General features: G+C 71.4%; 19 protein-coding genes and 1 pseudogene. 11 read left to right on the top strand and 9 right to left on the bottom strand.

The window, feature by feature from the left end; all coding sequences use genetic code 11:
- Window positions 1-183 precede the first annotated feature (183 nt).
- On the top strand, window positions 184-942 hold the full coding sequence (locus tag STRAU_RS39250) for an MmyB family transcriptional regulator (RefSeq protein WP_052029314.1): 759 nt from the start codon (window positions 184-186) through the stop codon (window positions 940-942).
- Window positions 943-1020: 78 nt separating this feature from the next.
- On the opposite strand, the gene STRAU_RS43950 is transcribed toward STRAU_RS39250, so the two are convergent.
- On the bottom strand, window positions 1021-1143 hold the full coding sequence (locus STRAU_RS43950) for a hypothetical protein (protein ID WP_016643735.1): 123 nt from the start codon (window positions 1141-1143) through the stop codon (window positions 1021-1023).
- Between the two features lie 783 nt (window positions 1144-1926).
- On the opposite strand from STRAU_RS43950, the gene STRAU_RS27795 reads away from it, so the two are divergent.
- A complete protein-coding gene (locus STRAU_RS27795; protein ID WP_203227469.1) occupies window positions 1927-3561 on the top strand; it encodes an amidase in 1635 nt (544 codons plus the stop codon).
- A gap of 18 nt (window positions 3562-3579) precedes the next feature.
- Here the strand turns inward: STRAU_RS27795 and STRAU_RS27800 are convergent, their stop codons facing one another.
- Window positions 3580-4149 (bottom strand): TetR/AcrR family transcriptional regulator, encoded by a 570-nt coding sequence (locus STRAU_RS27800; protein WP_016643737.1) that lies wholly within the window; start codon window positions 4147-4149, stop codon window positions 3580-3582.
- 107 nt (window positions 4150-4256) lie between these two features.
- Here STRAU_RS27800 and STRAU_RS27805 point away from each other — a divergent pair, with 107 nt between their 5' ends.
- The gene (locus tag STRAU_RS27805) at window positions 4257-4856 is read left to right on the top strand and encodes a DUF2867 domain-containing protein (RefSeq protein ID WP_016643738.1); all 600 of its coding nucleotides are present in this window, start codon (window positions 4257-4259) and stop codon (window positions 4854-4856) included.
- Window positions 4853-5251, top strand: coding sequence for a DUF6463 family protein (locus STRAU_RS27810; RefSeq protein WP_037662301.1), 399 nt, complete (start codon window positions 4853-4855; stop codon window positions 5249-5251). The genes STRAU_RS27805 and STRAU_RS27810 overlap by 4 nt, the downstream gene beginning before the upstream one ends.
- Here STRAU_RS27810 and STRAU_RS27815 read toward each other — a convergent pair.
- From STRAU_RS27815 to STRAU_RS27835, 5 genes are all read right to left on the bottom strand, one after another.
- Window positions 5248-5649 (bottom strand): helix-turn-helix domain-containing protein, encoded by a 402-nt coding sequence (locus tag STRAU_RS27815; protein WP_037662303.1) that lies wholly within the window; start codon window positions 5647-5649, stop codon window positions 5248-5250. The two genes, STRAU_RS27810 and STRAU_RS27815, sit on opposite strands and share 4 nt — an antisense overlap.
- A gap of 20 nt (window positions 5650-5669) precedes the next feature.
- Window positions 5670-7196 carry a carboxylesterase/lipase family protein gene (locus tag STRAU_RS27820; protein WP_037662305.1) on the bottom strand — a complete coding sequence of 509 codons (1527 nt, stop codon included), beginning with the start codon at window positions 7194-7196 and terminating at the stop codon, window positions 5670-5672.
- Window positions 7197-7768: 572 nt separating this feature from the next.
- The gene (locus STRAU_RS27825; RefSeq protein WP_016643742.1) at window positions 7769-8959 is read right to left on the bottom strand and encodes a lipase family alpha/beta hydrolase; all 1191 of its coding nucleotides are present in this window, start codon (window positions 8957-8959) and stop codon (window positions 7769-7771) included.
- Between the two features lie 416 nt (window positions 8960-9375).
- A complete protein-coding gene (locus tag STRAU_RS27830; protein WP_016643743.1) occupies window positions 9376-10110 on the bottom strand; it encodes a formylglycine-generating enzyme family protein in 735 nt (244 codons plus the stop codon).
- A gap of 415 nt (window positions 10111-10525) precedes the next feature.
- Entirely contained in the window at window positions 10526-11734 is a 1209-nt protein-coding gene (locus STRAU_RS27835; protein WP_016643744.1) for an MFS transporter, read from the bottom strand.
- Between the two features lie 151 nt (window positions 11735-11885).
- On the opposite strand from STRAU_RS27835, the gene STRAU_RS39255 reads away from it, so the two are divergent.
- The 5 genes from STRAU_RS39255 (at window position 11886) to STRAU_RS27860 (ending at window position 15343) form a co-directional block, all read left to right on the top strand.
- Window positions 11886-12518: a TetR/AcrR family transcriptional regulator gene (locus STRAU_RS39255; RefSeq protein WP_016643745.1), complete on the top strand. Its 633-nt coding sequence runs from the start codon at window positions 11886-11888 to the stop codon at window positions 12516-12518.
- A 179-nt stretch (window positions 12519-12697) separates the two neighbouring features.
- The gene (locus STRAU_RS27845) at window positions 12698-12946 is read left to right on the top strand and encodes a hypothetical protein (RefSeq protein WP_037662308.1); all 249 of its coding nucleotides are present in this window, start codon (window positions 12698-12700) and stop codon (window positions 12944-12946) included.
- A 294-nt stretch (window positions 12947-13240) separates the two neighbouring features.
- Window positions 13241-14077, top strand: a complete 837-nt coding sequence (locus tag STRAU_RS27850) for an AraC family transcriptional regulator (protein ID WP_037662343.1) — start codon at window positions 13241-13243, stop codon at window positions 14075-14077.
- Window positions 14078-14159: 82 nt separating this feature from the next.
- A complete protein-coding gene (locus tag STRAU_RS27855; RefSeq protein WP_037662345.1) occupies window positions 14160-14627 on the top strand; it encodes a cupin domain-containing protein in 468 nt (155 codons plus the stop codon).
- Window positions 14624-15343 carry an SGNH/GDSL hydrolase family protein gene (locus STRAU_RS27860; RefSeq protein ID WP_016643749.1) on the top strand — a complete coding sequence of 240 codons (720 nt, stop codon included), beginning with the start codon at window positions 14624-14626 and terminating at the stop codon, window positions 15341-15343. Before STRAU_RS27855 ends, STRAU_RS27860 begins: the two co-directional genes overlap by 4 nt.
- Before the next feature lie 431 nt (window positions 15344-15774).
- Here the strand turns inward: STRAU_RS27860 and STRAU_RS27865 are convergent, their stop codons facing one another.
- Together STRAU_RS27865 and STRAU_RS27870 are read right to left on the bottom strand one after the other, a co-directional pair.
- The gene (locus tag STRAU_RS27865; RefSeq protein WP_016643750.1) at window positions 15775-17157 is read right to left on the bottom strand and encodes an amidase; all 1383 of its coding nucleotides are present in this window, start codon (window positions 17155-17157) and stop codon (window positions 15775-15777) included.
- Window positions 17158-17278: 121 nt separating this feature from the next.
- Window positions 17279-18034, bottom strand: coding sequence for a thioesterase II family protein (locus STRAU_RS27870; RefSeq protein ID WP_016643751.1), 756 nt, complete (start codon window positions 18032-18034; stop codon window positions 17279-17281).
- Between the two features lie 392 nt (window positions 18035-18426).
- Between STRAU_RS27870 and STRAU_RS44760 the strand changes: the two are divergent.
- A pseudogene (locus STRAU_RS44760) lies at window positions 18427-19233 on the top strand (GNAT family N-acetyltransferase); the annotation flags it as partial.
- Between the two features lie 237 nt (window positions 19234-19470).
- On the top strand, window positions 19471-26122 hold a 6652-nt coding region (locus tag STRAU_RS27875; protein WP_259300000.1), incomplete at its 3' end, for a type I polyketide synthase.

Raw genomic sequence — 26122 nt, forward strand, 5'->3', positions numbered from 1 at the left:
TACTGTGAGGTTCCGGTTCTGGTGCGCCGACGTACTGTCCCCACCTGTGGGAATTCGACCGCTCTGACCAGCCCACTCGCCCTGGCCGCGCCCGGGCCCCACTCGCCCTGGCCGCGCCCGGGCGCACCGCTGAATTTACTGGAGCTTTGCCTTATGGATGCCCGCCGTCAGGACCTCGGACGGATGCTTCGCGCCTGGCGCGCGGCGCGGCCGTTGGAGGCGGTTCCGACCCTGGTGCCGGGGCGTGGCCGACGCGCTCGCCTCACCCAGCTCGACATGGCCCTGCTCCTCGGCGTCACCGAGCGCTGGTACCGCGCGCTGGAGAGCGGCGAGGACCGGCCCTACAGCCGGGAGTTCATCGCTGGTGTCGTGCGCATCCTGGGACTCGGTCCCGCCCAGGCGGCCGCGCTCTACCGGGGCACCGGCCACACCGAGCCGCAGGCGGGGCACGTGGACCCCGCACCCGAACTGCTCGAGCTGGTGCGTCGGCAGCGCTGCATCAGCTTTCTGTGCGATGAGGCATGGGATGTCATCCACGCGAACGACATCGCCGCTCGCCACTGCCCCTGGCTCGTGCGCCCGCAGGCCAACGTCATGCTCTGGGCGTTCTCCGAGGACGCCCGCTACCAACTGCGCGCATGGCAGAGCAGTTGGGCCGAGCCGCTGCTGGGACAGTTGCGGCTCTCCTGGCAGCACGGCGGAGAGAACACTCGCCTCGACGAGGTCGTGCACGCCATCCGCCGGGCACCGGAGGTGGAACGGCTCTGGCAATCCCACGCGCCCGCGGGCCGCTTCCCGCTCGGCTCGGCACGACCGATGTACCTGCCGACGGTCTCACCGCGTCCGACGGAGGTTCGTGTCGCCGCCTGCGTACCCTGCGACGCTCCGACCCTGCGCTGGATCATGCTCACGCCCGCCGACAGCGCCATCATCTTCCCGTGAACGGCATGTCGTTCGGCGACGTGCGGCAAGCGTGCGTGCCGGGCGTCGCTCCGCAGGCGGGGGTTCAAAGACAGGCTCTTATGCCTGTTGGTCCCGCCACTCACGGTGGAGGATCGTGTGGACGATGGAGTCTCGCCACCGGCCGCCCTTTTTGATGTGCTCGCGGATCGTGTAGTCCTCGATCATTCCTGCCTGGGCCATCGTCTTGGCGGAGGCGGAGTTGAGGGGAGAGCGGGCACCCCGGACGCGGTGAAGGTTGAGCTCTTCGAAGCCGAGGCCGAGCAGTAGCTGGACACAACGATGCCGTTGTTGCGGTGGCTGGGTGGGAGATCGAGCACGGGACGTATGGCCTCTGCTGCGCCGTCCCGGCGAACAGCCCAACTGGTCTGCCTTCCCTGCGCTGACCAGCCCATCCACCCGGGCCGGGACGTGGCTGCCTCTGCGCCTTCCTCCGGGAGCACGCCCCACCCCTGGTGCGGGGCAGGCCCTCCATGGGGCCACCACCGCTTCGGCGGGGAGGACACTTCCCGGCCTGCGGCTTAGCGGACGCTTTGCTGGTTCTTTGCCGAGTTGCCTGGAGGACAGAGGCCGGTCATGGGCCAACCGTACAAGTCGTTGGCGGGGGCGTTGTCAGTGCTGTCTGGTTGGATCGAAGGTGTCGGGGCGCCGCAGGAACCGGCGACGAACGGGCTCGCAGGATGCGGTCGGCGTGCGCGTAGATCCGCTCGAGTTCGGCAGGGGAGAGGATGAGCGCTACCTCGCTCGTGCCGCCGTCCTCGAAGTGGACCAAGAGCTCCGCATCGGCGGCGAGGTCGCCGAGCATTCCGAGGGATACCGACTGTGCCCTTTGCGTTCAACCCGGCTTGAGCTGAAAGGGTCGCCCTCCACCCGCCGCCGGCCAAAGAGCGGCGGCGTATGGGGAGGTGGGCCATGGGCGGAGCGTCGACTCTGACCGAGACTGCGCGGGCGTTGCGGGAGGGCAGGGTGACCAGCGTCGGGCTCACCGAGGCGGCCCTTGCCGAGGCCGAGCGCTCGGACGGCTCGCTGGGTGTGTATCTGACGCGTTTCGACGAGCGGGCGCGGGCCGCGGCCGCCCGCGCGGACGAGGAGTTGGCGCGCGGGATCGACCGGGGGCCGCTGCACGGGATTCCCTTCGGTGTGAAGGACACCATCGCGGCGGCCGAAGGGCCGACCACCGCGCAGAGCCTGGTCCATGACCGCCGCTGGTGGGCAGGGCGGGACGCCCCGGTCGTGGCCCGGCTGCGTGCGGCGGGCGCGGTGCTCACCGGGAAGACGACGGCGATGGAGTTCGGCTGCGGACTGCCGCAGGAGGACAAGCCGTTCCCGTTCCCGCGCAACCCCTGGCGGACCGAGTCCTGGGCCGGGGGCTCCAGTTCGGGCTCGGCGAGCGGCATCGCGGCGGGCATGTTCGCGGCCGCCCTCGGCAGCGACACCGGGGGAAGCATCCGCATGCCCGCCGCGTTCTGCGGCGTCACCGGGTTGATGCCGACGTTCGGGCGGGTGCCCGCGGCCGGCTGCGTACCGCTCGGCCACAGCCTTGACCGCGTCGGCCCGCTCGCCCGCAGCGCGAGGGACTGTTCGGCGGTGCTGAACGTGATCGCTGCCCCGCCGGGCGGCGTCCGTGCCGCGTCCGGCTGCCTTGAAGTCCCGTTCACCGAGCCCCCGTTCGGCGGCGACCTGGCCGGGATGCGGGTCGGCGTCGTCCGGGAGCACCACTTCCCCGAGGGCGGCGATCCGGCGCTGCCCGGGGCGTTCGACGAAGCCGTATCGGTGTTCACCGGCCTCGGCGCCGACGCGGTGGAGGTACGGCTGCCGTACTGGAAGGAGCTGATCACCACGGCATTCGTGACCGCGGCCTGCGAGGGCCTCGCCCACCACCGCACCGACCTGTCCCGCCGCTGGGACGACTACTGCGTGGCCTCGCGCGGCCTCCTCGCGACGGGCGCGCTCATGTCGGGCGCGGACTACGTCCAGGCGCAGCGTGTGCGCACGGTGGCGCAGCGGGCCGTGGACGTCCTGTTCGCCGACGTGGACGTGGTCGTCTGCCCGACCGCGTCGATCGGGGCTCCACCGTTCGGCGCCCTCGCCGACGCGGCGGGTCACCAGGACCACGCGGGCGTCTTCGGCAAGATCCATACGCCGTACTGGAATCCGCTGGCCAACCCCGTGCTGGCGGTGCCGATGGGCGTCACCGCGGCCGCGCTGCCGTTGTCGTTGCAGATCGCGGGCCCGGTGGCGGGCGAGGCGACGATCCTGCGTGTCGGCGACGCCTTCCAGCGGTACACCGACTGGCACCTGCGCACACCCGTTCCGGTCACGTACGCGGCTGACGCGACGGGCGCGGACCGTACCTCTGTGGCCCCGATCCGCCCCGACGAGACCACCGCACACCACGACGTCGGCGTCAGGGTGCGCACCTTGCTGTCCGCCGCGCGACTACCCGCGGACGAGGGACAGATCGCCGGGCTCGTCTCCGCGTACGCGGCGCAGCGCCCGGCCGTGGACGCGCTCCACGAGATGCCCGAGGCGCGCTGCGCCGCCCCTGTGCTGCACCCGGACGTCCTCGTACCGCCGCACGACCACGGGGAGTTGGGCTGAGCGCGGAGCCGAGGCCGATCACCGGCCAGCGTCGCCGGGCGGGCGGCTCAGGATGACACCGGCGTGGGCGATGACCTCGGCGCGCGTGCGCCCGGGGTGGTCGGCGGCGAGGAAGTGGCTGCCGATGGCCGCGCAGATGGCCAGCAGACTGCGGGCCTCGACCTCGTCGGGATCGGAACAGAACGTGCTGATCGCGTCGCGCAGCAGCTGCATGCGGCGGTTGTCCACGCGGCGCAGGCGTTCGGCGACAGCCTGGTCGCGGCGGGCCCAGTCGCGGACGGCCAGGTCGATGGGGATCAAGTGGTCGAGGGAGAAGGTGAATTGCCGGGCCAACTCGTCGAGGTCCCGCGGGTCGGTTCCCTCCTGCTCGATCCGCTCGAGGACGTCGTCGATGCTCTCGCGCTCCCAGGCGTCCAGCATCTCGGTGAGCAGCGCGCCGCGGTCGGCGAAGTATCCGTAGAACCCCCCCTTGGTCACGCCGAGCGCCTTGGCCAGGGCCTCGACCCGCACCGCCTCCACACCACCCTCGGCCAGCGCCCGCAGCCCTGCCTCGACCCACTTCTCACGCGGTGTACGCAACGCACCCATGGGGTGACCGACCTCACTCTCACGCCCAGCTATACGGAGGCGTATAACCGGTCTACATTGAACTTGTACGGAAGCGTATAACACCAGGAGAGGAGGGGACGGCTGCTATGTCGACGAGGCTCCCCGACACCGAGCACACCACCCGCCCGTGGCGGATCCACGAGATCGCGCCCGACTTCCGGATCGAGGACGTGTGGGCCTACCGCACACCGGGTGCCGGTCCGGACGACTTCCCCGCCATGCTGGACGCGCTGCGCGCCTTCGGCGGGCTCGACGAGAACCCGCCGGTGGTCCGGTTCCTGTTCGCCGTCCGCTGGAAGCTCGGCGCCCTGCTCGGCTGGGACAAGCCCGCGGAGGGCCTTGTGGGGCGGGTCGAGACGCTGTGCGACCGGCTGCCCCGCGACCTGCGCCAGGAGGCGGCGGGGGAAGCGGTGCCGAACACTCCGTTCACCATGGTGTACGAGCTCCATGACGAGTGCGCCATCGAGCTCGCCAACAAGACCGCCCACGACATCTGCCACCTGGGCTGGGTACCGACCGACGACGGCGAGTACGAACTGCGGATGGCGGCCCTGGTCAAGCCCAACGGCCTGTTCGGGCGGCTGTACATGGCAGCGATCAAGCCGCTTCGGTACCTGATCGTCTACCCGGCGTTGACCCGCAAATGGGAACGCGCGTGGCGCGACAGGAACGGAGCAGTCGGATGATCAAGTGGGCGGGCCGGCTCATCGTGCTGTTCGGCGCCGTGCACACGCTCCTGGCCCTGACGGCGGAAGGCGCCGCACGGCATGCCGGGGCGTGGTTCGGCGGGGAGTTGTGGGGAGACGACCTCGGCGCGATGAGCCGCGCCAGCAGCGCGTACTGGCTGAGTCTCGCGAGCTTCGGCGTGCCGCTGGTCGTGGTCGGCCTCATGGTGCTCTGGCTGGATCGCCGAGGCATCGTGCCGCCGCCGTTCATCGCGTGGACGCTGGGGGTCTGGACCGTGGTCGGAGCCGTGATCCTCCTGCCGACGCCCTGGCCGATCCTCCTGCTCGCGAACGTCCTGCTGCTGGTGGGGGCCCGCCGCGCCACCCACCGCGACGCCTCCGCGCCCACCGCCTAGCCGCTCCGCGGCACAGGGACCGTCGCCCGGAAATCCGGGCACCGCTCCAAGTCGTCGCCGTGGGCGCAGGAGAGGAGGTGGCCGAGATAGGAGCGCGCTGCGTCGAGCCGGGCGATGCGGGCCTCCAGCGCCCCGATGCGGCCGTGCACGGTGGCCTGCCAGTCGGTGCCGGGGGAATCGTCGCGGTGGAGCAGGGAACGTATCTCTTCGACGGACATCAGACCGGTCTCCCGCCACAGCTTGATCAGCGCCACACGGTAGACCTGTTCGGAGTCGAAGTACCGCCGTCCGGAACGCCGATGCGGCTCCACGAGCCCGCGCCGCTCCCAGTAGTGCAAGGTCGAAAGGGGCAGCCCGAACTGGTCCGCGACCTCCCGTATCGGTGTCAGCTCGTCCATCACCCCATGAGACCAGGCTCTCAGGGCGGGGCGATGTCCAGTGCGGTGAACTCGTGGTCCGCCCAGATCAGGCGGGACGTCTCCTCCGGATAGGGAGCCGTGTGCGGTTCCGTTCCGAAGAGGCGGGTCAGCCGCTCCCCCTCGCGGTACGGGGCCCAGCCGGGGTCGCCCGTCGCGGCGAAGGCCGTCCACGCGGCCCTCATCCGTTCGGAGAGAGCGGCGGCCTCCTCCGGCGGGTCCTCTCCCAGGAGTTGCGTCGCGATCCCGCCGTGCAGTGTGCCGAAGACGAGCGGTACGTCGAGTCCGTGGCACGCTCCGAGGACGCCGCCCATCCCCGGTGCCTCCCAGGTGAGTTCGTACGTGTACGAGGTGCCGCCACCCTCGACGTGTGCCTGGGCCAGGTGGAGGCTGGGCATGCGGAACAGCCAGTCCGATATCACAAGGTCCCGCAGCGTGCTCGGGTCGGCCGTCGGGTGAGCCCGGCGATAGGCGCGCCGGCCGGCCTCACCCGGCGCGAACCACTCCAAGGTGTCCGTGACCTCTTCCTCGCTCACCCGGCCGAGTTGCCCCGCCAGCGCGGTGAACAGCCGTGTCTCGTCGCGCGTGTGACCGGCGATCAGGTCCACCTGGGCGCTGTGTCCCGTGCGGAGCGCCTCCCACGGCGGGCGGGGCAACACCTCGCCGTCGACCACCGGCGAGAAGGGCATGCGCGCACGCGCGGCCCGCCCCCACCGGCGCTCGTACCGGGCCATGGTGCGCAGCACGGTGTCGGCCGCGTCGCGCAGAGCCCCGGGCGTCGCCGCGGCGATGCCGGCGACGGTGGGGGCCGAGTTCAGCTCGGCCGCCACGGCAGCGCCGATGTCCGTGGCCAGCGCGGTGCTGTAGAAGGTCCCCGGCACGCTCTGCGCCACCGCCCGGTGGAAGAGCCCGGCCGCGCCCGGCATGGCGAGCAGTGCCGCGATCGCGCCCGCACCTGCGGACTCCCCGAAGACCGTCACCCGGTCCGGGTCGCCTCCGAAGGCCGCGATGTTGTCCCGTACCCACCGCAGCGCGGCCACTTGGTCGAGCAGCCCCCGGTTGGGCACCGCGCCCTCGAAGTGCCCATAACCTTCCGCTCCCAGGCGGTAGTTGAAGGTGACGACGACGGTGCCGTGCCGGGCCAGCTCCGTGCCGTCGGAGGTCGGACCGTCGGAGGTGCCGAACAGATACACCCCGCCGTAGATCCACACCAGGACGGGCAGCCCCGATCCGGCCGGATCCGGCGACCAGACGTTCACCGTCAGCCAGTCCCCGGACCGCGTCAGGTTCTCGGGCCCTCCCATGGGGCCGAACGCCCGGGACTGCGGCGGGGTCTCGCCGAAGGCGTCGGCACGCCGTGTGCCGCGCCAGGGGAGCGCGGGCTGTGGTGCCGCCAGACGGAGCGGGCCGACCGGTGGCTGCGCGTAGGGGATCCCCCGGAAGACGGCCACCCCGCCTTCCCACTGTCCCTGGACTCTCCCGCTCACGGTACGGACGCCGGGTGCTGGCCACGAGCCGGAATCGGTCACGCACAGAGTGTCCCGCCGAGTGAGCGCACGGCACCAGGTCGCATACGGGGGGTCGGGCGGGGCGCCGTGACCTTCGGCTGCATGGTGCTCGTCGGCCCCAGTGAGCGGTGTGCATCGTGAAGTCGCAGGTCATGGGCCTGGTGTGAAGGGCGAGTCGGGTGCTCGTGCGCGGTCAGTGGCCGATGGCCCATGGCGTAGATCATCGGGCAGGTCCGGCTCCGCCGCGATGCCGGGCTCGGCTGCGCCAACGACCAGCCCCCGCCTTCGAGCCGTCAGCAGGTCGGCGGGCCGCGAGAACGCGGGGGAGGGCCTGGGGAACGGGGGAGCGGCAATGGATCACCGCCCGTCGGAGCGAACTGAACGCCCTCGCCGTGGAGTTGGCCAAGCAACTCCAGGAGGTCCAGGCCGTGTGGAATGAACTGGCGATCGCGGAGCGGGTGTTGAACCCCTGGGTCCACGTTCCTCGGCATCACCCCGCAGACCGTTCCCCGGCGCAAGGACCAGGACAGCTTTGCCGTCCTGGCGAAACGATGGCGCGCATCGAGGCATCCGGGTCCGAACGGCCAGCTGATTTATGGCAGCTGGTCCAGGAACCAGGTGGAGAGTTCCTCGGTGATCAAGGTGTGCGTATCGCTCTGCGAGGCGAGTTTGACGGCGTGGAAGGGCGTCTCCTCCAGCTCCTCCTCGCTGATCGGGGTGTAGAGGTCGTCGTGGGTGGCCGGCTCCCGCAGGGCGATGGCGCTGACGGACGGGACGAAGCAGTGCTCGCGGATCGGGTTGTTGACGCCGAAGCCCGGGACCTCGTTCAACGCGTCGGCGAGGAGGCCGAAACCGTGAAGGGTGCCGCCAGGCGCGCCGTCGATGTCGGGCAGTGCGCTGGTGCGGACCTCACGGGTGGGCACGGTGACCACCCGGAGCTTGGCCACCAGTTGGTCGTCGCCCTCGGACTGGGTCCGCAGCTCGGTGCCGGTGACGGCCGGCCCTCTGCCGAGGACGGCCTCGGCCCCGGGAGCCACGCCGTTGCCGGCGCCGGTGTCCGGACCGTTGGCGAGGGCGATGAGCCGGGTCTCCCTCGCCCGGGGCCAGTTGCCGACTTCCTCCAGCGCGCGCAGGAACGCGAGGCGCCGCCCACTGGTGGAGGGCTTGTCCTCCCAGTGCGCGATGTGCCTCCAGAGCAATTCCTGGGCGGCCGGGCTGTTGATCTGGTCCGAGAAGCGAGGGTCGAGCTTCTTGATGTAGTGCGCGAACGCCTGGAGGGCGATGGGAATCCAGGCGCCGGTGTGAGGGCTGTCGTAGGAGTAGTAGAGCTGCGTCTGGTGCTCGATGCCGACCGTCTCCATTTTGGCGAGGGCATAACGAGCGACCAGGCCGCCCATGCTGAAGCCGCCGACGGTCAGCGGGTGGTCGCCGACACGGCGGTCGACCGCCTCAATGACGGCCGCCGTCACCGTCTCGGCGTTCTGGAGGATCGACGCGCTGCGCTCGTGATAGCCGATGAGAACGACGTCGCGGCCCCGGCGGCGGATCTCGCTCAGGAGCGGGTACGGGCCGTACTCCAGGTGCTCCCAGGTGAGGCCGAGGTCGCTGGGGCCGGTGCTGAAGCCGTCCGCCATCAGGACCGGGCGGGTGAGCTGGCCGTTGCCCTCGCCGTGGTAGACCCAGGCGGTGCCGTGAGGGAGGTCCCAGACGTCGTTGGGCGGGGCCCCGCCTTGCGGATCGCACGCTGAGTCCGGGGCTTTGTGCTTCGCGTCCGTTTCCGGCAAGACAATGACAACGCGCTCATCACTGTCTGCACTGGATCGAATGCGGACAGCTACGATCTCCCGGCGTGCGGGAATGTGACCGTCGACCGATCGGAAGCGAAGTGTTTCCTGTGCGAACACATGGCCCTGCGGTCGGGACCGGTCGGAAGGTAGATCTGCGTCGATCGCTCGGCCGGCTGGCCACGCTTCAAACCGAGTGCCGCAATTGTCCGGATCGTGTGATCGAGGCTCCGGTTCTGACGTGGGCGCTAACTGACGGTCCCCCGAAGGCAGTTGAGTTCGGCTCGCGGTGGCGTGCGCTGCCTGCGGGGAAGGTCGTCGGCATCGCGCCGGCGGTGCCGCGCTGTGACCGGCAGACCGGCAGACTGGCGATCCGGGCGGCGGGAACGGGGTGCACCGCACCACCGTGCCCGCGTTTACTCGGCCGGTGCGGCCAGGCGGAAGCCCACGCCGATCGCTTCGAGGTCCGGCTCATAGGCGCCGTGGCGGCGGGCGCACCGGGCCAGGTCCCGGTCGTGGCGGAACGAGCCGCCCCGGGTGATGTGCCGGTCGAAGGCCCAGTCCTCGCTGCTCGGCACCCCGGCGGGCGCGCCAGGGTAGGGAGCGTAGAGGGTAGAGGTCCACTCGTCGGCGTTGCCCGCCATGTCCAGCACCCCGAAAGGGCTGGCGCCCTCGGGGAAGGACCCGACCGGCATCGTGGTGCCGATGCCGAGGTCCACCAGATTGGCCAGGCCGGTGCGGTACTCCTCGCCCCACGGGAACTCCCGACCGTCGTCGCCCCGCGCGGCTCGCTCCCACTCGTCTTCCGTGGGCAGCCGCACGCCGAGGCCGAGTCGCTCCCCGAGCCAAAGGCAGTAGGCCGTCGCCGCCTCCCAGGCGACCCCGATGACGGGGTGGTCCACAGGCGTCTGTGGGACCGGTCGGCCGGTGGCCGCTGCGAAGAGTGCCCATTGGCCGACTGTGACCGGGGTGCGGGCGATCCGGAACGCCGGGATGTGGATCTCCGCGCGCGGAGCTTCTTTCATGTACCACTCCGCCGGCACCCCGGTGTCCGCATAGCGGCGGGCCACAGCCGCCACCTCGTCGACCGGCGTACCCCGACGCAGCAAGCCCGCCGGAACCTCCGCCCAGTCCACCTGCTCCACCCGCATGGCTCCTCCTCGGCTCGAACGGACAACCTCATGATCACCTAGGGGCTCGGGGCGGACATCGGTCGATGGACCCACCTCGACAGCGACCTTGGAACCAGGGCGTCGGGCCACGGATCAGCTGTGCTCCGGCATAACGAGCGGTGCATGTTTGCGTGTACCAGTCGGAGGCTCAGGCGGTCGGAGCCTGGGTCAGGGCATCGCGGTGACCGGGGATGTGCTGGGGGGCGCTGGGCGTGCGTGGTGGTGTTGATCATTACCGCGATTCGGTTGGGGTCCATGGACGGCTGGTTGTCCACGGTGGCGGTGTGCCCGTTGATCTGCTCGCGGGCCGCGGTGGCGATGATCCGGTCGGCCAGGGCGATGTGGCACAGCCGCCATCCGCAGTCCTGTGCAAAGTGGTTCGGAGTCGGAAAGTTCAGGCGAGTTGGCGGCGCTTACGGGTCAGCGCGGCCATGTCCAGCAGGCACAGCGCGGCCACGACGGAGGCGAAGAGCTGGACCGCGGTGAGCAGGCCGGTCACGGTGGCCAGGAAGCCGACGGCGATGACGGGGACGCCGACGCCGAGGTAGACGACGACGTAGAAGGTGGAGATCACGTCCGCGTGGCGGCCCTCGGGGGCGACGCGGTTGATCTCGGTGATGCCGCCGAGGAAGGCCAGTCCCTGCCCGACGCCGCCGACGACCGTGGACACGAGCAGCAGGGGCAGCGAGCCGACGCCGCCGGCCACGGCGAGCAGCAGCAGGCCGATCGCGAGCAGGACCAGCCCGGTGATCTGGATGCCGAGGGCCTCGCGGCCCGAGGCGGTGATCTGGGCGAGGACCGAGCAGGCGAGCATCAGGGCGACTGCGACGCCGGCGAGCGCGAGGTTGGTACTGCCCGACAGCTTGGTGACGTAGGTCGGCACCAGGGCCAGGAACAGTCCGATCACCGAGAAGGCCAGGAAGCTGGCGGTGCCGGAGGAGACGAACACGCCGCGCATGCCGGCCGGGATGGAGGGGCGGCGCGGCCGCCACTTGGTGGTGGGCCGGGCCGTGGGCAGGGTCGCCATGGCGATGGCGGCCGGGACCAGCAGCACGATCTCCACTGCGAACGGCAGGACGTAGGGCCAGGGTGCGTATTGAGCGAGCAGGCCGGCGATCAGGGGGCCGGCGCCGAGGCCGCCGACGGAGGCCACGGTGGAGACCAGAGCGGCGCGCCGCCGGTCGCCGTTGGGCTCGAGCTCGCTCAGGGCGGCAGTGAGCGCACCGGAAGCAGCGCCTACGGCCATGCCTTGCAGTAGCCGGGCGGCGAAGAGCCAGCCGATGTTGTCCGCGAGCGCGAACGCCAGGGAGCCGAGCGCGGCCAGGATCAATGCCGGCAGTACGACTTTGCGGCGCCCGATGGAGTCGGACAGCGGTCCCGCGATCAACAGGGAGGGGATCAGCGAGGCCACGTACACCGCGAAGATCATCGTGACCATCAGCGGGGAGAACCCGAACGACTGCTGGTAGCCGCGGTACAGGGGCGTGGGCAGGTTCGTGCCGGTCAGCAGGAAGAGCAGGGTGTAGGCGGTTGCCCAGAAGCGGCCTGGACTGCCCACGGTGGATTTCGTGCTGACGGGGGCCGCCAGTCGTTCCGTCGTCATCTCGTCCTCGGATCCTCTCGCAAGTGGATTGCGGCATCTGACACCAATGACCGACGGTCAGTCAACCAAGTGACCGGTGGTCAGTCAATGTGGTGACTGACCACCGGTCAGATATGCTGGAGGGGACAGAGCAAGTCGGACGGAGGTGGGCATGCCGGCGAAGGCGCGACGCAAACGGGTCACCAAGAGCCCCGACGACCGCAGGGACGACATCCTGCGCGCGGGGGAGAGGGTGTTCGCCACCACGGGATTCGAGCGGGCAACCATCTCCGAGCTCGCCGACGCGGCAGAGATCGGCAAGGGCACCTTCTACCTGTACTTCGAGTCCAAGGACCACCTGCTGGGCGCCCTGTGGGAGCAGTACGTCGACGCCATCGTCTCCACCGCTCAGGAGATCCTCGCCGAGGGCGCCGCCTGGTGGCCGACGATCGACCGGGTGATGAGCGCCCTGATCGGACACGCCGTCAAGAACGCCGAGCTCCACCGCATTGTTTACGGCTCGGCCAACGCCAAGGCCCTCGAACTGTGCCGCCAGGCGAACCAGCGCGCCATCGACCTCATGTGCGACTACGTGGACCAGGGCACCCAGGCCGAAGCCTTCCAGGCCCTCGACACCCGTCATGCCTTCCGCATGGCCTACCACGCGGCCGACGGCCTGCTCGACGACCTCATCGCCCAGAGCGACTCCGACCTCGACGAGGCTCAGGTGACCGCGGTCGTCCTGGAACTGATGCACCGCGCACTGGGCGACCACGACTATGTGGCGCTGCCGCAACCGGCCTGACCCGGACCGGTCGGCCCAGGGGTGAAGGTCGGCGTCTTCACCGACCTCTGAGTCCGCGGGATATAGCCCAAGGAGACGGCATGGCTTCCATCGCTCTGAGACACGTGGATGCTCTGTGGGCGTCCGCCCGCTCCATCGAAGTAGCTCCTCGGGAACCTCAGCAAGGTGAGCGGTCCGTCATGGTGGGGGCTGTCGCTGAGATCGCCGAGTTGGCTGGGCTCTTGGAGGTCGACCTGACCGCCGAGCCCTTCACCTGCATGTGCTTGGGAGACGTCAGGTTCACGGTCCGGGGTGAACTCGGCATCGTGCTGGGTGTGTTGTCCCACCATCTGGGCGGAGGGCTGGACTGGCACCGGTGGCACGGGCAGCTCCCGCTGCTGCGCCCTGGAGAACTCACGAAATGGCTGATCAGCCGTGGCGTGATGTGACCTGCGCGTACGTCGGCCATCTGACCTGTGCAGGGGCACGTGGGACGTGGCAGCAGGGCTCGGTGCCGGCGGGCTTCATCACCCTCGTCCGGTCACGGTACGTGGAACCTCGGGCAGGTGCGCTCGGAGCGGGAGTTCGCCGCAGCCAGGCAGCCGTTCGTGGTCCCTGACCAGGCGTCGGGCGTGCATCGCCCACGCCCGGACCAGGCCGCGGGCGGTGAAGTGGTCGGCGAGCGCGGTGAGTTCGGCCCGGTGGTGGTCTTGCCGGGCTCGCCGGTTCGTACACTGACGAGGGTGGAGGACCATTCGGCTACCAGGATCGATGCACGTCCGGCGCCCGCCTTGCGGCGGTACGTCAGCTCGTATGTCGGTTTCGACCTTCGCGGGTTCCCGGCGGGGGTGCACTGTGGTCCGCCGGGCCGCGTGCTCACTGCGGTGATCAGCCTGTCCGACCCTTTGGAGGTGGCGGCGGGCGTCGACGACGGGTCACCGGTCACCCGATTCGGCAGCGTGGCCGGCGGGCTGATGCGCCGGTCCGTCGCGATTCACCACGACGGACGCCAGCAAGGCGTGCAGGTGTCACTGACACCACTCGGGGCTCGGGCCGTCTACGGCATGCCCGCCGCTGTGCTGGCCCACCGACTGGTCCCACTCGACGAGCTTCTCGGAGCGCTCGGCGTCGAACTGGTCGACCGGGTCCGAGCGGCGACGACATGGGTCGCGCGGTTCGCCGCGCTGGACGAGTTGCTCCTGCGAGCCGTCGGCCGCGCCGCCGGCGACGACCGCGTGCCCCGGGTGGGCCCCGAGGTTGCCGAGGCATGGCGCCGCCTCGTCGCCGCGCGGGGCCGCGTCCAGGTCGGGGCGGTCGCCGCAGAACTGGGCTGGAGCCGTCGGTACCTCACCGAGCGGTTTCGCGGTGAGGTGGGCCTGTCGCCGAAGACCTTCGCCCGAGTTCTGCGGTTCGAGCACGCGCACGAACTGGCGACGGCGCCCGGCCCGCTCCCGTGGGCCGATGTGGCGACCGTCTCCGGCTACGCCGACCAGGCCCATCTCGTTCGGGACTGGCGCGAGTTCACGGGCCGATCGCCGACGGCCTGGCGTCGCGGCGAAGTCCTCCTAGGGACCGGGTAGTCGCCGACCGGCTGCCCGTCGCGTCAGCTTCCGTTCCCTTTTCTTCAAGACCACCCGATGCCGCCCTGTGACGATCGTCGGCATGAGACTCGTCAACCACGAACGCAACGCCATCGACCTGCGGACAACCCCCGTGCACCTCGGGCTGGGATCGAGAGCGAAACCCGTCGAGGGCTTCGCCTGGGACCCGGAGGTGCTCCAGGCGTACAGCGCCGCGGTCGCGGCGGACGGCGCCGAGGGACGGATGGTGACGATCTTCGACGGCGACGGCCCCGGCGACCATTGGGAGCGTCACCCCGCCGGCGACGAACTGGTCGTCTGCCTCAGCGGGTCAGTGACGGTCACCCGCGACGTGGACGGGGTGCCCGACCGCGTTGTGCTCGGGCCGGGCGAGGCCACCGTCAACCCGGCCGGGGCATGGCACGCGGTCGACATGGCGGGGCCGGCCTCCATCCTGACCATCACCGCCGGCCTCGGCACCGACCACCGTCCCCGGACCGACGCCCGCCCGGCCGAGCACGTCGGCACGCCCGGCCCGCAAGCGCCGTGACGACACGCATCGCGTGCCTCGGCGACAGCCTCACCCGCGCGCAGCTCAGCGTCGACTACCTGGATCTTCTCGAACGACGCCACCCTCCCGGCGACGTGCGGCTCGCCCGCTTCGGCGCCAACGGCGACTTCGCCTACAACCTCTCGCGGCGCCTCGATGCCGTCGTCGCGGACCCGCCCGACGTGATCACTGTGTTGATCGGGACCAATGACGCCCGAGCGAGCCTCGCCGGCTACCCCGTCGAGCGGGCCATGAAGCGCAAACAACTCCCCGAGCGCCCGTCGGCCGGCTGGTTCCAGCAGTGCCTGGGAGCCGTCGTCGAACGGCTGCGAAAGGAGACCGACGCGAGGATCGGTCTGCTGTCGCTCCCGGTCCTCGGCCAACAACTCGACGGAGCGGCGGCGCAGGCATCGAAGGCGTACAGCCGGATGATCGCCGAGGTTGCCACCACCTACGAGGCGGCCTACCTCCCTCTCCACGAACGCCAGATCGAGGAACTACGCCAAGCGGACCCGCCGTCGATCCCATACCGGGAGCTGACACCCGCGGCGGGCGTCGGCGTCCTCGTCCGGCACGCCGTGCTGCGCCGCAGCCTCGACACGATCTCGCGGCGCCGAGGCCTCGTGCTCACGACCGACCACATCCACCAGAACAGCCGCGGTGCCGCCCTTGTCGCCGAGGTCATCGACACCTGCCTGTCGACCCCGAGCGCGTAGCCCGTTCGCGCGCTGGAGGGCATTGGCGATCCGCAGTCGGTTGGTTGTGTTCGCTCGCTTGCCCGGTGGCGGTGTCATGGGCTGACCATGCTGTCGTCAACTCGGCGGAGATCTCGTCGAGGTAGACGATGTCGTCAGGCACCTGTTCAGGGGCTCTCTTCGGTGCTGAGCCAGCGAGGGGTGTGTGCCTCCGGTCCTGCCGGGTCGCGGTGGGGGCCGGAGGCGGTGGTGTGCGCGGTGTCCGGGGTTGCCGGTATCCGGTGGTGCCTGGTGTGTGTTGCCGGGTGTGGCGGTGTGTTGCCGGGGTGGTGCCGGTGGGTGGTTATGAGGGTGTCGGGGGTGGGTGGAGGTCTGCTTGGCTTCCGCTCGAGTGCCGTTGTCTGTCCCGCTGTCCAGGGCTGGGCGTGCGGGATCAGCCGGCGTAGGCGGGATCAGCCGACGTAGAGCGGTGGGGTGCGGTCCGCCCAGGGGACTGCCTGTTCCAGTTGCGCGGCCACCTGGAGCAGCAGGTCCTCGCGGCCGTGTGCGGCGACGAGCTGGACGCCGATCGGCAGGCCCTCGCGGCTCTGGCCGAGCGGAAGGCTGATGGCCGGGTTGCCGGACACGTTGAAGGTGGCGGTGAAGGGGCCGTACGTGAACAGGCGGCGCAGCCACGAACGCCCCGTGTGCCCGGAATGGTCGTAATTGAGGGTGCCGTGCGGTGCGGGCAGCCGGCCGAGTGTCGGCGTCACGAGCACGTCGTACTCCTGGAAGAACCGGCCGACCGCCCGCGTCACCGCGTTCTGGGCCTCCGTCGCCTTCATCACGTCGAGCAGCGTGAACTCCTCCGTCTCGGCGAGCACACGCCGGGACACGCCCTCCAGCTTCGAGGGGTCGGGCCTGCGGGGCGTCCCGCGCAGCACGGCGCCGCCGGTGGTGACGACCGTCAGCATGGCGGCCTCCACGACCGCTTCGCCGTCGACATCGAGACGGGTCTCGGTCACCGCGTGGCCGATCCACTCCAGGACCTGGCCCGCCGTGACCGCCGCGGCGGCGACCTGGCCGTTCACGGTGCCGCCCGTCCAGGGCTCGGTCGTCAGGGCTATTCGCAGCCGACCGGGATCGGTGCGGATCGCCTCGGCGTACGGGCGCGGGGGCCCCGGCGCCTGGTACTTGTCGCCGACGGTGGGTGCGCCGACGGCATCCAGGAGGTGCGCCGTGTCGCGAACGGTGCGGGTGACGGCGAACTCCACCAGCTGACCGAAGGCGATCTCGCCGCTGGCCGGCCCGCACGGCGTACGCCCGAGGCCCGGCTTCAGGCCGACCAGGCCGCAGGACGCCGCCGGGACGCGAATCGATCCCCCCGCGTCACTGGCGTGGGCCAACGGCACCGCGCCGGCGGCGACCAGGGCGGCCGCCCCGCCGCTCGACCCGCCCACGCCGCGCTTCGGGTCCCAGGGGTTGCGCGTCGGGCCGTAGCGCACCGACTCGGTCGCGAAGCTCAGCCCGAACTCCGGCGCGGTGCTCTGCCCGAGCGCCACGAGTCCGGCGGCCCGGAACCGGGCCATCAGATCGTGGTCGACGTGGGCGTACGCGCCGTTGATGGCCCGGCTGCCGATGGTGAACGGCACGCCCTGGGCGAAGGGGCCGCTGTCCTTGATGACGAAAGGCACCCCACCGAGCGGTCCGTCCGGCTCGTGGGCGAGGGACGGGTCGAACGGCGGCTGGGTCAGGGCGTTGAGTTCGTCGTGCGCCCGCTCCAGCGCGCGCCGGGCACAGTCCTCGACCTCGGCCGCGGTCACCTCGCGCGTCCGGATCAGTTCACGCAGCCCCACCGCGTCGAAGGACGCGTACTCGTCGAGCTTCAGAGGTCCCAGCTCCTTGGTCTGTCCGTGCGGTCGTGCGGTCGTGCGGTTGCGGTCGTGCGGTCGTGCGGTCGTGCGGTGGCCGGGCCGGTCAGCGGCGCTGGGCCACGGCGTCGAGGTGGTCGGTGATCTCCAGGGCGACCGTCTCGATGTGTTCGCTCAGGAAGAAGTGTCCACCGGGCAGTACCCGCAAGCGGAACGGCGCCACCGTGTGCTGCGCCCAGGCTCGGGCCTCGGCGACGTCGACGAGGGGATCGTCGTCGCCGGTCAGGGCGAGGACCGGGCAGTTCAGGGGCGGTCCCGGCTGGTAGCGGTAGGTTTCGATGGCACGGTAGTCGCCGCGCATGGCCGGCAGCACCATGGCCAGGACGGCCTCGTCGTCCAGCAGTTCCGTGTGGGTGCCGCTCAGCCGCCGCAGCTCCTCCACGAGCCCCTGGTCGTCGCGCACGTGAACGCTCTCCTCGCGCTGACGTGACGGCGCCCGGCGCCCGGAGGCGAAGAGACCGAGCAGGACGACGCCCCGCGCCTCCAGTCTCCGGGCCACTTCGAAGGCCAAGGTCGCCCCCATGCTGTGCCCGAGGAACGTCAGCGGCCGGTCGGCCCAGGGCAGCAGCGCCTCGGTGACGAGGTCCGCCAGGGTCGGAATGTCCGTGACGCACGGTTCGCGCAGACGGTCCTGGCGCCCCGGATACTGCACGGCCAGGACCTCCACCGCGGGTGAAACCGCCGCGGAGAAGGGGAAGTAGAACGTCGCCGAGCCGCCGGCGTGCGGGAAGCAGACGAGCCGGGTGTCCGCGTCCGGGGCCGGATGGAACCGCCGGATCCAGGCGCTGCCGGTCGATGCCATCGTGCTGCCTCTGCCTCTTCTTCGTGTTGCCTCGGTGACGTTTGTGTACGTCGTGTGCCCATTGTGTGTCACTGATGGTCGATCGGGGGCTACTCTAAGCTCCCGCCGCACACGGTTCGGCACCGGAGGGGGGTCTCGTGCGCTGGGGTATATTTCGAGCCACTGTAACGACTGGCGCGCGTCGCCGTCTCCGCAGCTCGTACCCGCTCGGTCCGCACTTCTACGTGAATTCCGGACAAGTGGGGGCAGGGGGTAGCAGACGAGGTGCGTCAATCACAGCTTGACGTTCGGCCCATTCCTACCTCAATGTTGCGGACAGTCGTCGGCGAGTAAGTGGACGACCGTTCGACGATGAGGAACGCCGGTGCTCGGGGGACGGGGCGTACGTACACATGGTTCAGCAGCACAATGGTGTCATTCGCCACGCCCGCCTCTCTGATATACCCCGGCTTCTCGAACTTGAGGAGCTGTGCTGGCCGGAGCGTTTGCGGATCTCCGAAGAAGTCATCCGGCAACGCCTTTTCTCGCATCCGGTGGGCCAGTTCGTCGTCGAGTCCGACGGCGCGGTCCAGGGTGTCGTCTACTCCCAGCGCATCGAGAGCCCGGAGGGTCTGTACGCCGTCTCGTTCGACACCGCCGACCGTCTGCACCGCCCCGACGGTCCGGTCGCCCATGTGTTGTCGTTGAACGTCGACCCATCGAAGCAGAGCTTCCGTTTCGGCGACACCCTGCTGGAACATCTGCTGACATGGGCCGGGGAGCAAGAAGCGGTGCGAACCGCGGTGGGTGTGACGCGGTTTCGTGACCTCGACAGGCACCCCGGGTTCGAGCCGGCCGAGTACGTGCGCGCGACGAACGCGCGGGGGCGCTGCCTGGACACCGTGCTGCGCATGCACCAGCTTCACGGTGCCGAGATCAAGGGTCTCGTCCCGGGATATCGGCCCGCTGATCTGGTAAATGAGGGAAACGGCGTGCTCGTCGCCTATGATCTGCCGGGGCGTCAGGAACGCGTGCGGCTCCTGGCCGGCGAAGAGGCGTCCGCGCCCGTGGCCATTCCTCCCGCCGGGCAACTCGCCGAGGAAATACAAGATTTCTTCGACGAGATAATCGGCCGTGACCGCGAAGGCGTCGAGGACCCACTTCAAAGCCCGTTGTTCGAGCTGGGATTCGACTCCGCGGGCCTGCTGGATCTTCAGGAAAAGATCGAATCCAGTTACGGAATTTCCCTCCCGCCTCTCTTCTTCTTCGAGCACAACACCGGCACGCTGATCATTTCCCGCCTGACGGACCTCAGGGACGAGGCGGCGCGCGAAACCAGCCAGACAGGGGATGTGTCGACAGCGCCCGCACCAGGGGCCGTTGAGCCCGAGAGGTTGGTCACACCCCGCACGTCCGGCAGGGCCGACACGCCCCGGGGCCCCAACACATCCCGGGACGTGGCCATCATCGGCATGGCCTGCCGGCTGCCCGGCGGCATCGAGGACCGCGCCGGACTGTGGCGGCTGCTCGCCTCCGGGAGCAGCGCCATCGGGGCGCTGCCGGAAGGACGCTGGGAGTGGCCCGACGGCACCGGCCCGGCCACCCACCCCGGCATCGACCGCGGCGGATTCGTCACCGACGCCGGGGCCTTCGAGGCCGGCCTGTTCCGCGTCACCCCGTACGAGGCGCGGCACATGGACCCCCAGCAGCGCTGGATGCTGGAACTGACCTGGGCCTGCCTGGAGGACGCCGGCTACCCGCCGAGCGCGATCGCGGGCACGCGGACGGGTGTCTTCGTCGGCGCGAGCGGCTCGGACTACCAGCGGATCATGGACACCCGGCGGCTGCCCGTGCGGGCCCACAGCGGCCTGGCGACCTCCATGGCCGTGATCGCCAACCGCGTCTCGTACTTCTACGATCTGCGCGGCCCCAGCGTGCAGCTGGACACGGCGTGCTCCAGCTCGCTGGTGGCCGTGCACACGGCGCTGCGCGCGCTGCGGACGGGGGAGTGCGACACGGCCCTGGTCGGCGGCGTCAACGTGCTGGCCCACCCCGCCGCCAGCATCGCCTACCACCAGGCGGGCATGCTGTCGCCCGACGGCCGCTGCAAGACGTTCGACGCGTCGGCCGACGGCTACGTCCGCTCGGAGGGCGGCGTCGCCCTGCTCCTGAAGCCCCTCGCTGCCGCGCTCGCCGACGGCGACCCGGTGCACGCCGTCATCAAGGGCAGCGCCACCAACCACGGCGGCCAGGCAGGCGGCCTCACCGTGCCCAGCGCCGCCCTCCAGGCGAGCCTGGTCGAGGCGGCCCTCGCCGACGCGGGCGTGAGCGCACGCGACATCGGCTACGTCGAGGCGCACGGCACCGGCACTGCTCTGGGTGACCCCATCGAAGTCCAGGGGCTCACCAAGGCGTTCGCCGGCAGCGACGCGCCGTGCGCGCTCGGCTCGGTGAAGACGAACCTGGGGCACCTGGAGGCGGCCGCCGGTATCACCGGCCTGGTGAAGACGGTCCTGGCACTCCAGCACCGGAAGCTGCCCGCCACGCTGCACTACGAACGCCCCAACCCGCACATCGACCTGGACGCCTCGCCCTTCTCCGTGGTGACCCGGCTCTCCGACTGGGACCTCGACGGGCGTGCCACCCGCCTCGCCGGGATCAGCAGCTTCGGCTCGGGAGGCAGCAACGCCCATGTCGTCGTGGGCGAGTTCACCGGATCCGCGACGGCGACCACGGCCGTGGCCGCGGGGTCCGACGACGACCGCCGCGGCGCCGGGGGCGGTGTCCCGGGCGCGGATGCTTCCGAGGCACTGCGCCCGATGGTCGTCCTGTCCGCCCGGAACACGCCCCAACTGCTGCGCCAGGCCCAACGGCTGCTCGACCACCTCCGACAGGAACGGCCCACCGACGCCGACCTGCGGGACATCGCGTACACCACACAGGTCGGCCGGGAGGAACTGCCCGAGCGGCTCGGCCTGCTGCCGACAGACGTCGCCTCGCTCACCGCGCTGCTGGACGCCGTCGTCACCGGCGACGGCGCGTCCACCCACATTGTGCGCGGCCGCGCCCGGCGGGACGCGGTGCCCGAGGTCGCCCCGCACGCGGCGGCCGAGGACGTGCTGGCCGCGTGGGTGCGCGGCGCGCAGATCGACTGGCGGGCCCGCCACTGGCGGGCCCGCCACGACGGCGGTCCGTCGCCGCGCCGCGTCCCGCTGCCCACACACGCCTTCGACCGCGACCACTACTGGATCGACGACGAGCCGGCGGCCGGTGACCGGTCACGCGGTGGCACCGCACCGGACCAGTCGGGTGCGGCCCCCGCGCCCCACCACCCCCTGCTCCGACGGGCGGCGACGCCGGAGGCGGACGGCGCGACGAGCTTCACCACCACCCTGACCACCGACGAGTTCTTCCTGCGCGACCACCGTGTCGCGGGTGAGCCGGTGCTGCCCGCCGTCGTCTCCCTGGAGATGGCGCGCGAGGCCGTCAGCCGGACGCTGCCCACCGCCGACGTCACGGGCGCGGACGGGCAGGGGCAGGCCGCGGTGCTGCGCCTGGAGAACGTGGTGTGGTCGCGACCCGTCGCCGTCCAGGACGGGCCACGGACCGTGCGTACGATCGTGACGGAGGCGCCGGACGGCCCGGTCGCCTTCGAGATCCGCGCCGCGGCCGCCCGCGGCGCCGGACCCGAAACCACCACCGGCACCGACACGGAGACTTCCGGCACGACGGACGTCGTCCACGCACGCGGCGCGGCGTCGCGCCCGCGGATCGCGCCGCCCCGGGCCCTCGACCTCGACGCCCTCACGTCCCGCACCGACACCGCGACAGTCGACATCGACGACTTCTACGCCGCCCTGCGCGCCACGGGACTCGACTACGGCGCCGCGCACCGGGCGCTCCGCGGCATCCGCCTGGGCGACGGCGAACTCCTCGCCGAACTCGCCGTCCCGGACGCCGTGGCGGACACGCTCGGCGACTACGTGCTGCACCCCAGCATGCTCGACGGCGCTCTCCAGGCGGCGTTCGCGCCGCACATCGACGCCACCGGACCGGGCGGTACGGCCCTGCCCTTCGCCCTCGACCGCATCGACGTCCACGGGCCCACCCCGCGCTCCGCCCACGCGTGGATACGTGAGGCTCCGAGCGCCTCGCGCCAGGTGCGCCGCTGGGACCTCGACCTCTGCGACACACAGGGAAGGATCTTCGCGCAGCTGCGCGGCTACTCCCTCCGCGAGACCGCGGGGTCCGCCGAGACGGGGGCCACGCACGACGTGACACTGTTCCGGCCGGTATGGCGCGAGAGCGCCCTCGGGGACGGGGCGGGTCATGAGGGCGAGCACACGGCGCGGCTCGTGCTGGCCTGCGGATTCGACGACCGGCTCGACGAACTGCGCGCCCTCGCGCCCGACGTGACGTTCCTGGAGCCCGGAACGACTCCCTCCCTGGCTCCCGTCACGGACGCCCTGGCCACCTACGCGGTCGAGCTGCTCCGCGCCGTGCAGGGGCTGCTGCTCGGCAGGCCGGCGGGCCCGGTGCTCCTGCAGGTGCTGACGCCCGCGGACGGCGCGGAGGCGGTCCACCAGGCCCTGTCCGGCCTGCTGCGGACCGCCCGCCTCGAGAATCCCGCCCTCGTCGGGCAGCTCGTCGCGGTGCCCGCCGACGCGTCGGCGGCCTTCCTCGCCCAGACCCTCGACGCGGAGAGCCGTCGTACGGACGAGCAGCGGATCCGCCACGACGGCGAGGTCCGCAGGGTGCTCGGCTGGGAGCCCCTCGCCGAGCCCACCGCGCCACCGGCGCCGCCCGTGCCGTGGCGCACCGACGGCGTGTACCTCATCACCGGCGGTGCCGGGGGCCTCGGCCGGATCTTCGCCGCGGACATCGCCCGCCGCGCACCGGGAGCCGTGCTGTGCCTGACGGGCCGGTCCCCGCTGAGCCCGGCGATCGAGGCGGAGCTGGACGCCCTGCGCGCCGCGGGCGCGCGGGCCGAGTACCACGTACTGGACGTCACGGACCGAGCCGCCACCGCGCGGCTGGTCACCGACCTGATCGAGCGTCACCGGGCGCTGCACGGCGTCGTGCACGCGGCAGGCGTGATCCACGACAGCTTCCTCCAGCGCAAGCCCGTCGCCGAGTTCCGCCGCGTCCTCGCCCCCAAGCTCGACGGCTGCCACGCCATCGACGAGGCCACCCAGGACGTCGACCTGGACTTCTTCGTGCTGTTCTCGTCCGTCATGGGCGCGACGGGCAACGTGGGACAAGGCGACTACGCCGTGGCCAACGCCTACCTCGACGAGTTCGCGCGGCAGCGCGGCGCCCGTGTCGACGCGGGCGAGCGCGGCGGACGCACCCTGTCGGTCGCGTGGCCGCTGTGGCACAGCGGCGGCATGGGCGCGGACGAGGCGACGCGCAAGACCCTGCGCCTGCGCAGCGGACTCCTGCCGCTCGCCACCCAGGCCGGTGTCGACGCGTTCCACCGCGCCCTGGAGTGCGGCGAGCCCCACGTGGTCGTGTGGGCCGGAGACCCGGAGGCCGGGGTGACGCTTCTCGACGGGGGGTCAGCGCGTGCCGTCCCCGCGGCAGGGGAGTCCGCGCCTGCCGTCCCCGCGGCAGGTGCGCTGGCGCGAGCGGTTCCCTCGGAAGAGGTGTCCGCGCCCGCTACCGAGTCGGTCGAGCGGACGCACACCGTCCCGGACCAACACGCCCTGAGCGCCCGCACGGTGGCCTTCCTCAAGGACGAGCTGTGCCGCCTCACCCAGCTGCCGCCGGGCGAGGTGGACGACAGCGAGCCCCTCGGCTCGTACGGCATGGACTCGATCCTCGCGACCGAGCTGACGGCCGGACTGGAGAAGACGTTCGGCTCCCTGCCGAAGACGCTGCTGTTCGAGTACCACACCCTCACGGAACTCTCCGGCTACTTCCTCGCCGATCACCGGCCCGCCCTGGAGGCACTGTTCGCCACCGGCCCCGGGCAGGGGGCGGCACGGCGACCCGACCCGACACCGCCCGCGGCGCCGGTCGCCGAACCGGCGCACGGCCACGGCCGGGTCGAGGACGAGCCCGGCCGGGCCGAGGGCGGGAGCACCGCCCTCGACATCGCCGTCATCGGCCTGTCCGGCCGCTACCCCGAAGCCCGTGATGTCAGGGAGTTCTGGGACAACCTGCGCGCCGGACGCGACTGCGTCGTCGAGGTCCCCGAAGACCGCTGGGACTGGCGGGAGCACTACGAGCGGGACCGCACCGTGCCCGGGCGGCACTACAGCAAGTGGGGCGGCTTCATCGCCGAGGTGGACCGCTTCGACCCGCTGTTCTTCAACATCGCGCCCCACGAGGCCGACTACCTGGACCCGCAGGAGCGGCTGTTCCTGGAACACGCCTGGACGGCCATGGAGGACGCCGGGTACACCCGTGAGCGGCTCGCGCGCGCCACGGGTGACGGCGGTGCCGGGCAGGTCGGCGTGTACGCCGGGGTGATGTGGGGGCAGTACCAGCTGCTGTTCCCGGGCGAGGGCGCCGGTCGTGGCAACCCCCACGCTCTCGGCAGCAGTTACGCGAGCGTCGCGAACCGCGTCTCCTTCGTGCTGAACCTGCACGGCCCCAGCATGACCGTGGACACCATGTGCTCGAGCTCGCTCACGGCCGTGGAGCTGGCCTGCCGCGATCTGCGCCGCGGCCGCACGAAGCTGGCGTTCGCGGGAGGCGTCAACGTCACCGTCCACCCGAACAAGTACCTGGGCCTGAGCGCAGGTCAGTTCATCTCCAGCAAGGGTCACTGCGAGAGCTTCGGCGTCGGCGGCGACGGCTACATCCCGGGCGAGGGCGTCGGCGTCGTCCTGCTCAAGCCGCTGCGTGACGCCGAGCGCGACGGAGACCACATCTACGGCGTCATCAAGGGCAGCGGTGTGTCGCACGGCGGTCGCACCAACGGCTACACCGTGCCCAACCCGCGCGCCCAACAGGCCGCCATCCGGGAGGCCCTGAGCGAGTCCGGCGTCGACCCGCGGACCATCAGCTACGTCGAGGCGCACGGCACCGGCACCAAGCTCGGCGACCCCATCGAGATCACCGGACTGACCCAGGCATTCGCCGCCGCCTCCCGACAGGGCCCCAACGGCACGGACTCCCCGCAGGGCCCCAACGGCACGGAGGGAACGGGTGGCGCCGGGGAAGGGACGCGCTGCTACCTCGGCTCGGCGAAGTCCAACATCGGGCACTGCGAGAGCGCCGCCGGCATCGCCGGGCTCACCAAGGTCCTCCTCCAGCTCCAGCACGGCCGGATCGCCCCCTCCCTGCACTCGTCGACGCTCAACCCCGCCATCGACTTCACCCGCACCCCGTTCGTCGTCAACCAGGAACTGCGCGACTGGGAGCGGCCCGTCGTCGACGGCCGCCGGCACCCCCGGGTCGCCGGAGTCTCCTCCTTCGGCGCGGGCGGCGCGAACGCGCACTTGATCGTGGCCGAGCACGCCGACCGGCGCCCGGCCCCGGCCGGACGCGGCCCGCAGGTGTTCCCGCTCTCCGCGAAGGACGCCGAGCGGCTGCGCGCCTACGCCCAGGAACTGCTGCGCTTCGCCCGGGAGCGGGCAGCCGCCGGCGACGGCGCGACCGACGTGACCCCCGCGGACCTCGCGTACACCCTGCAGACCGGCCGTGAGGCCATGGACGAGCGGCTCGGTGTCGTCGCCGACTCCTTCGCCGCGCTCGCCGAGAAGCTGGAGCGGCACCTGGGCGGCGACGCCTCGGTCGAGGGCGTCTGCCGCGGCAACGCCAAGCGGGACCGCAAGGCGCTCGCCATCGTCCCCGCCGAGGAACTCGCCGAGACCGTGGCCACGCTGGCGCGGCGCGGCAAGGCGGTCGAGCTCCTCGAACTGTGGTCGCGCGGCGCGGCGCCCGACTGGCAAGCCCTGCACGCCACGGCGGCCCACGCCCCGCGCCGGATCAGCGCCCCCACCTACCCGTTCGCACGCGAGCGGCACTGGATACCCGAGACCGCGCCGACGGCACCGCGGGCGGAACCGGAGGAGCACCGGATGCCTGCCACGCCGCGCTCGGCGGCCGCGGCCGCCACGGCCGCGACGGCGCCACCGGCAGTGGCGGTTCCCGCCCCCC

Origin of the sequence: Streptomyces aurantiacus JA 4570 (assembly GCF_000414115.1) — a bacterium.
Taxonomy (GTDB): Bacteria; Actinomycetota; Actinomycetes; order Streptomycetales; family Streptomycetaceae; genus Streptomyces; species Streptomyces aurantiacus_A.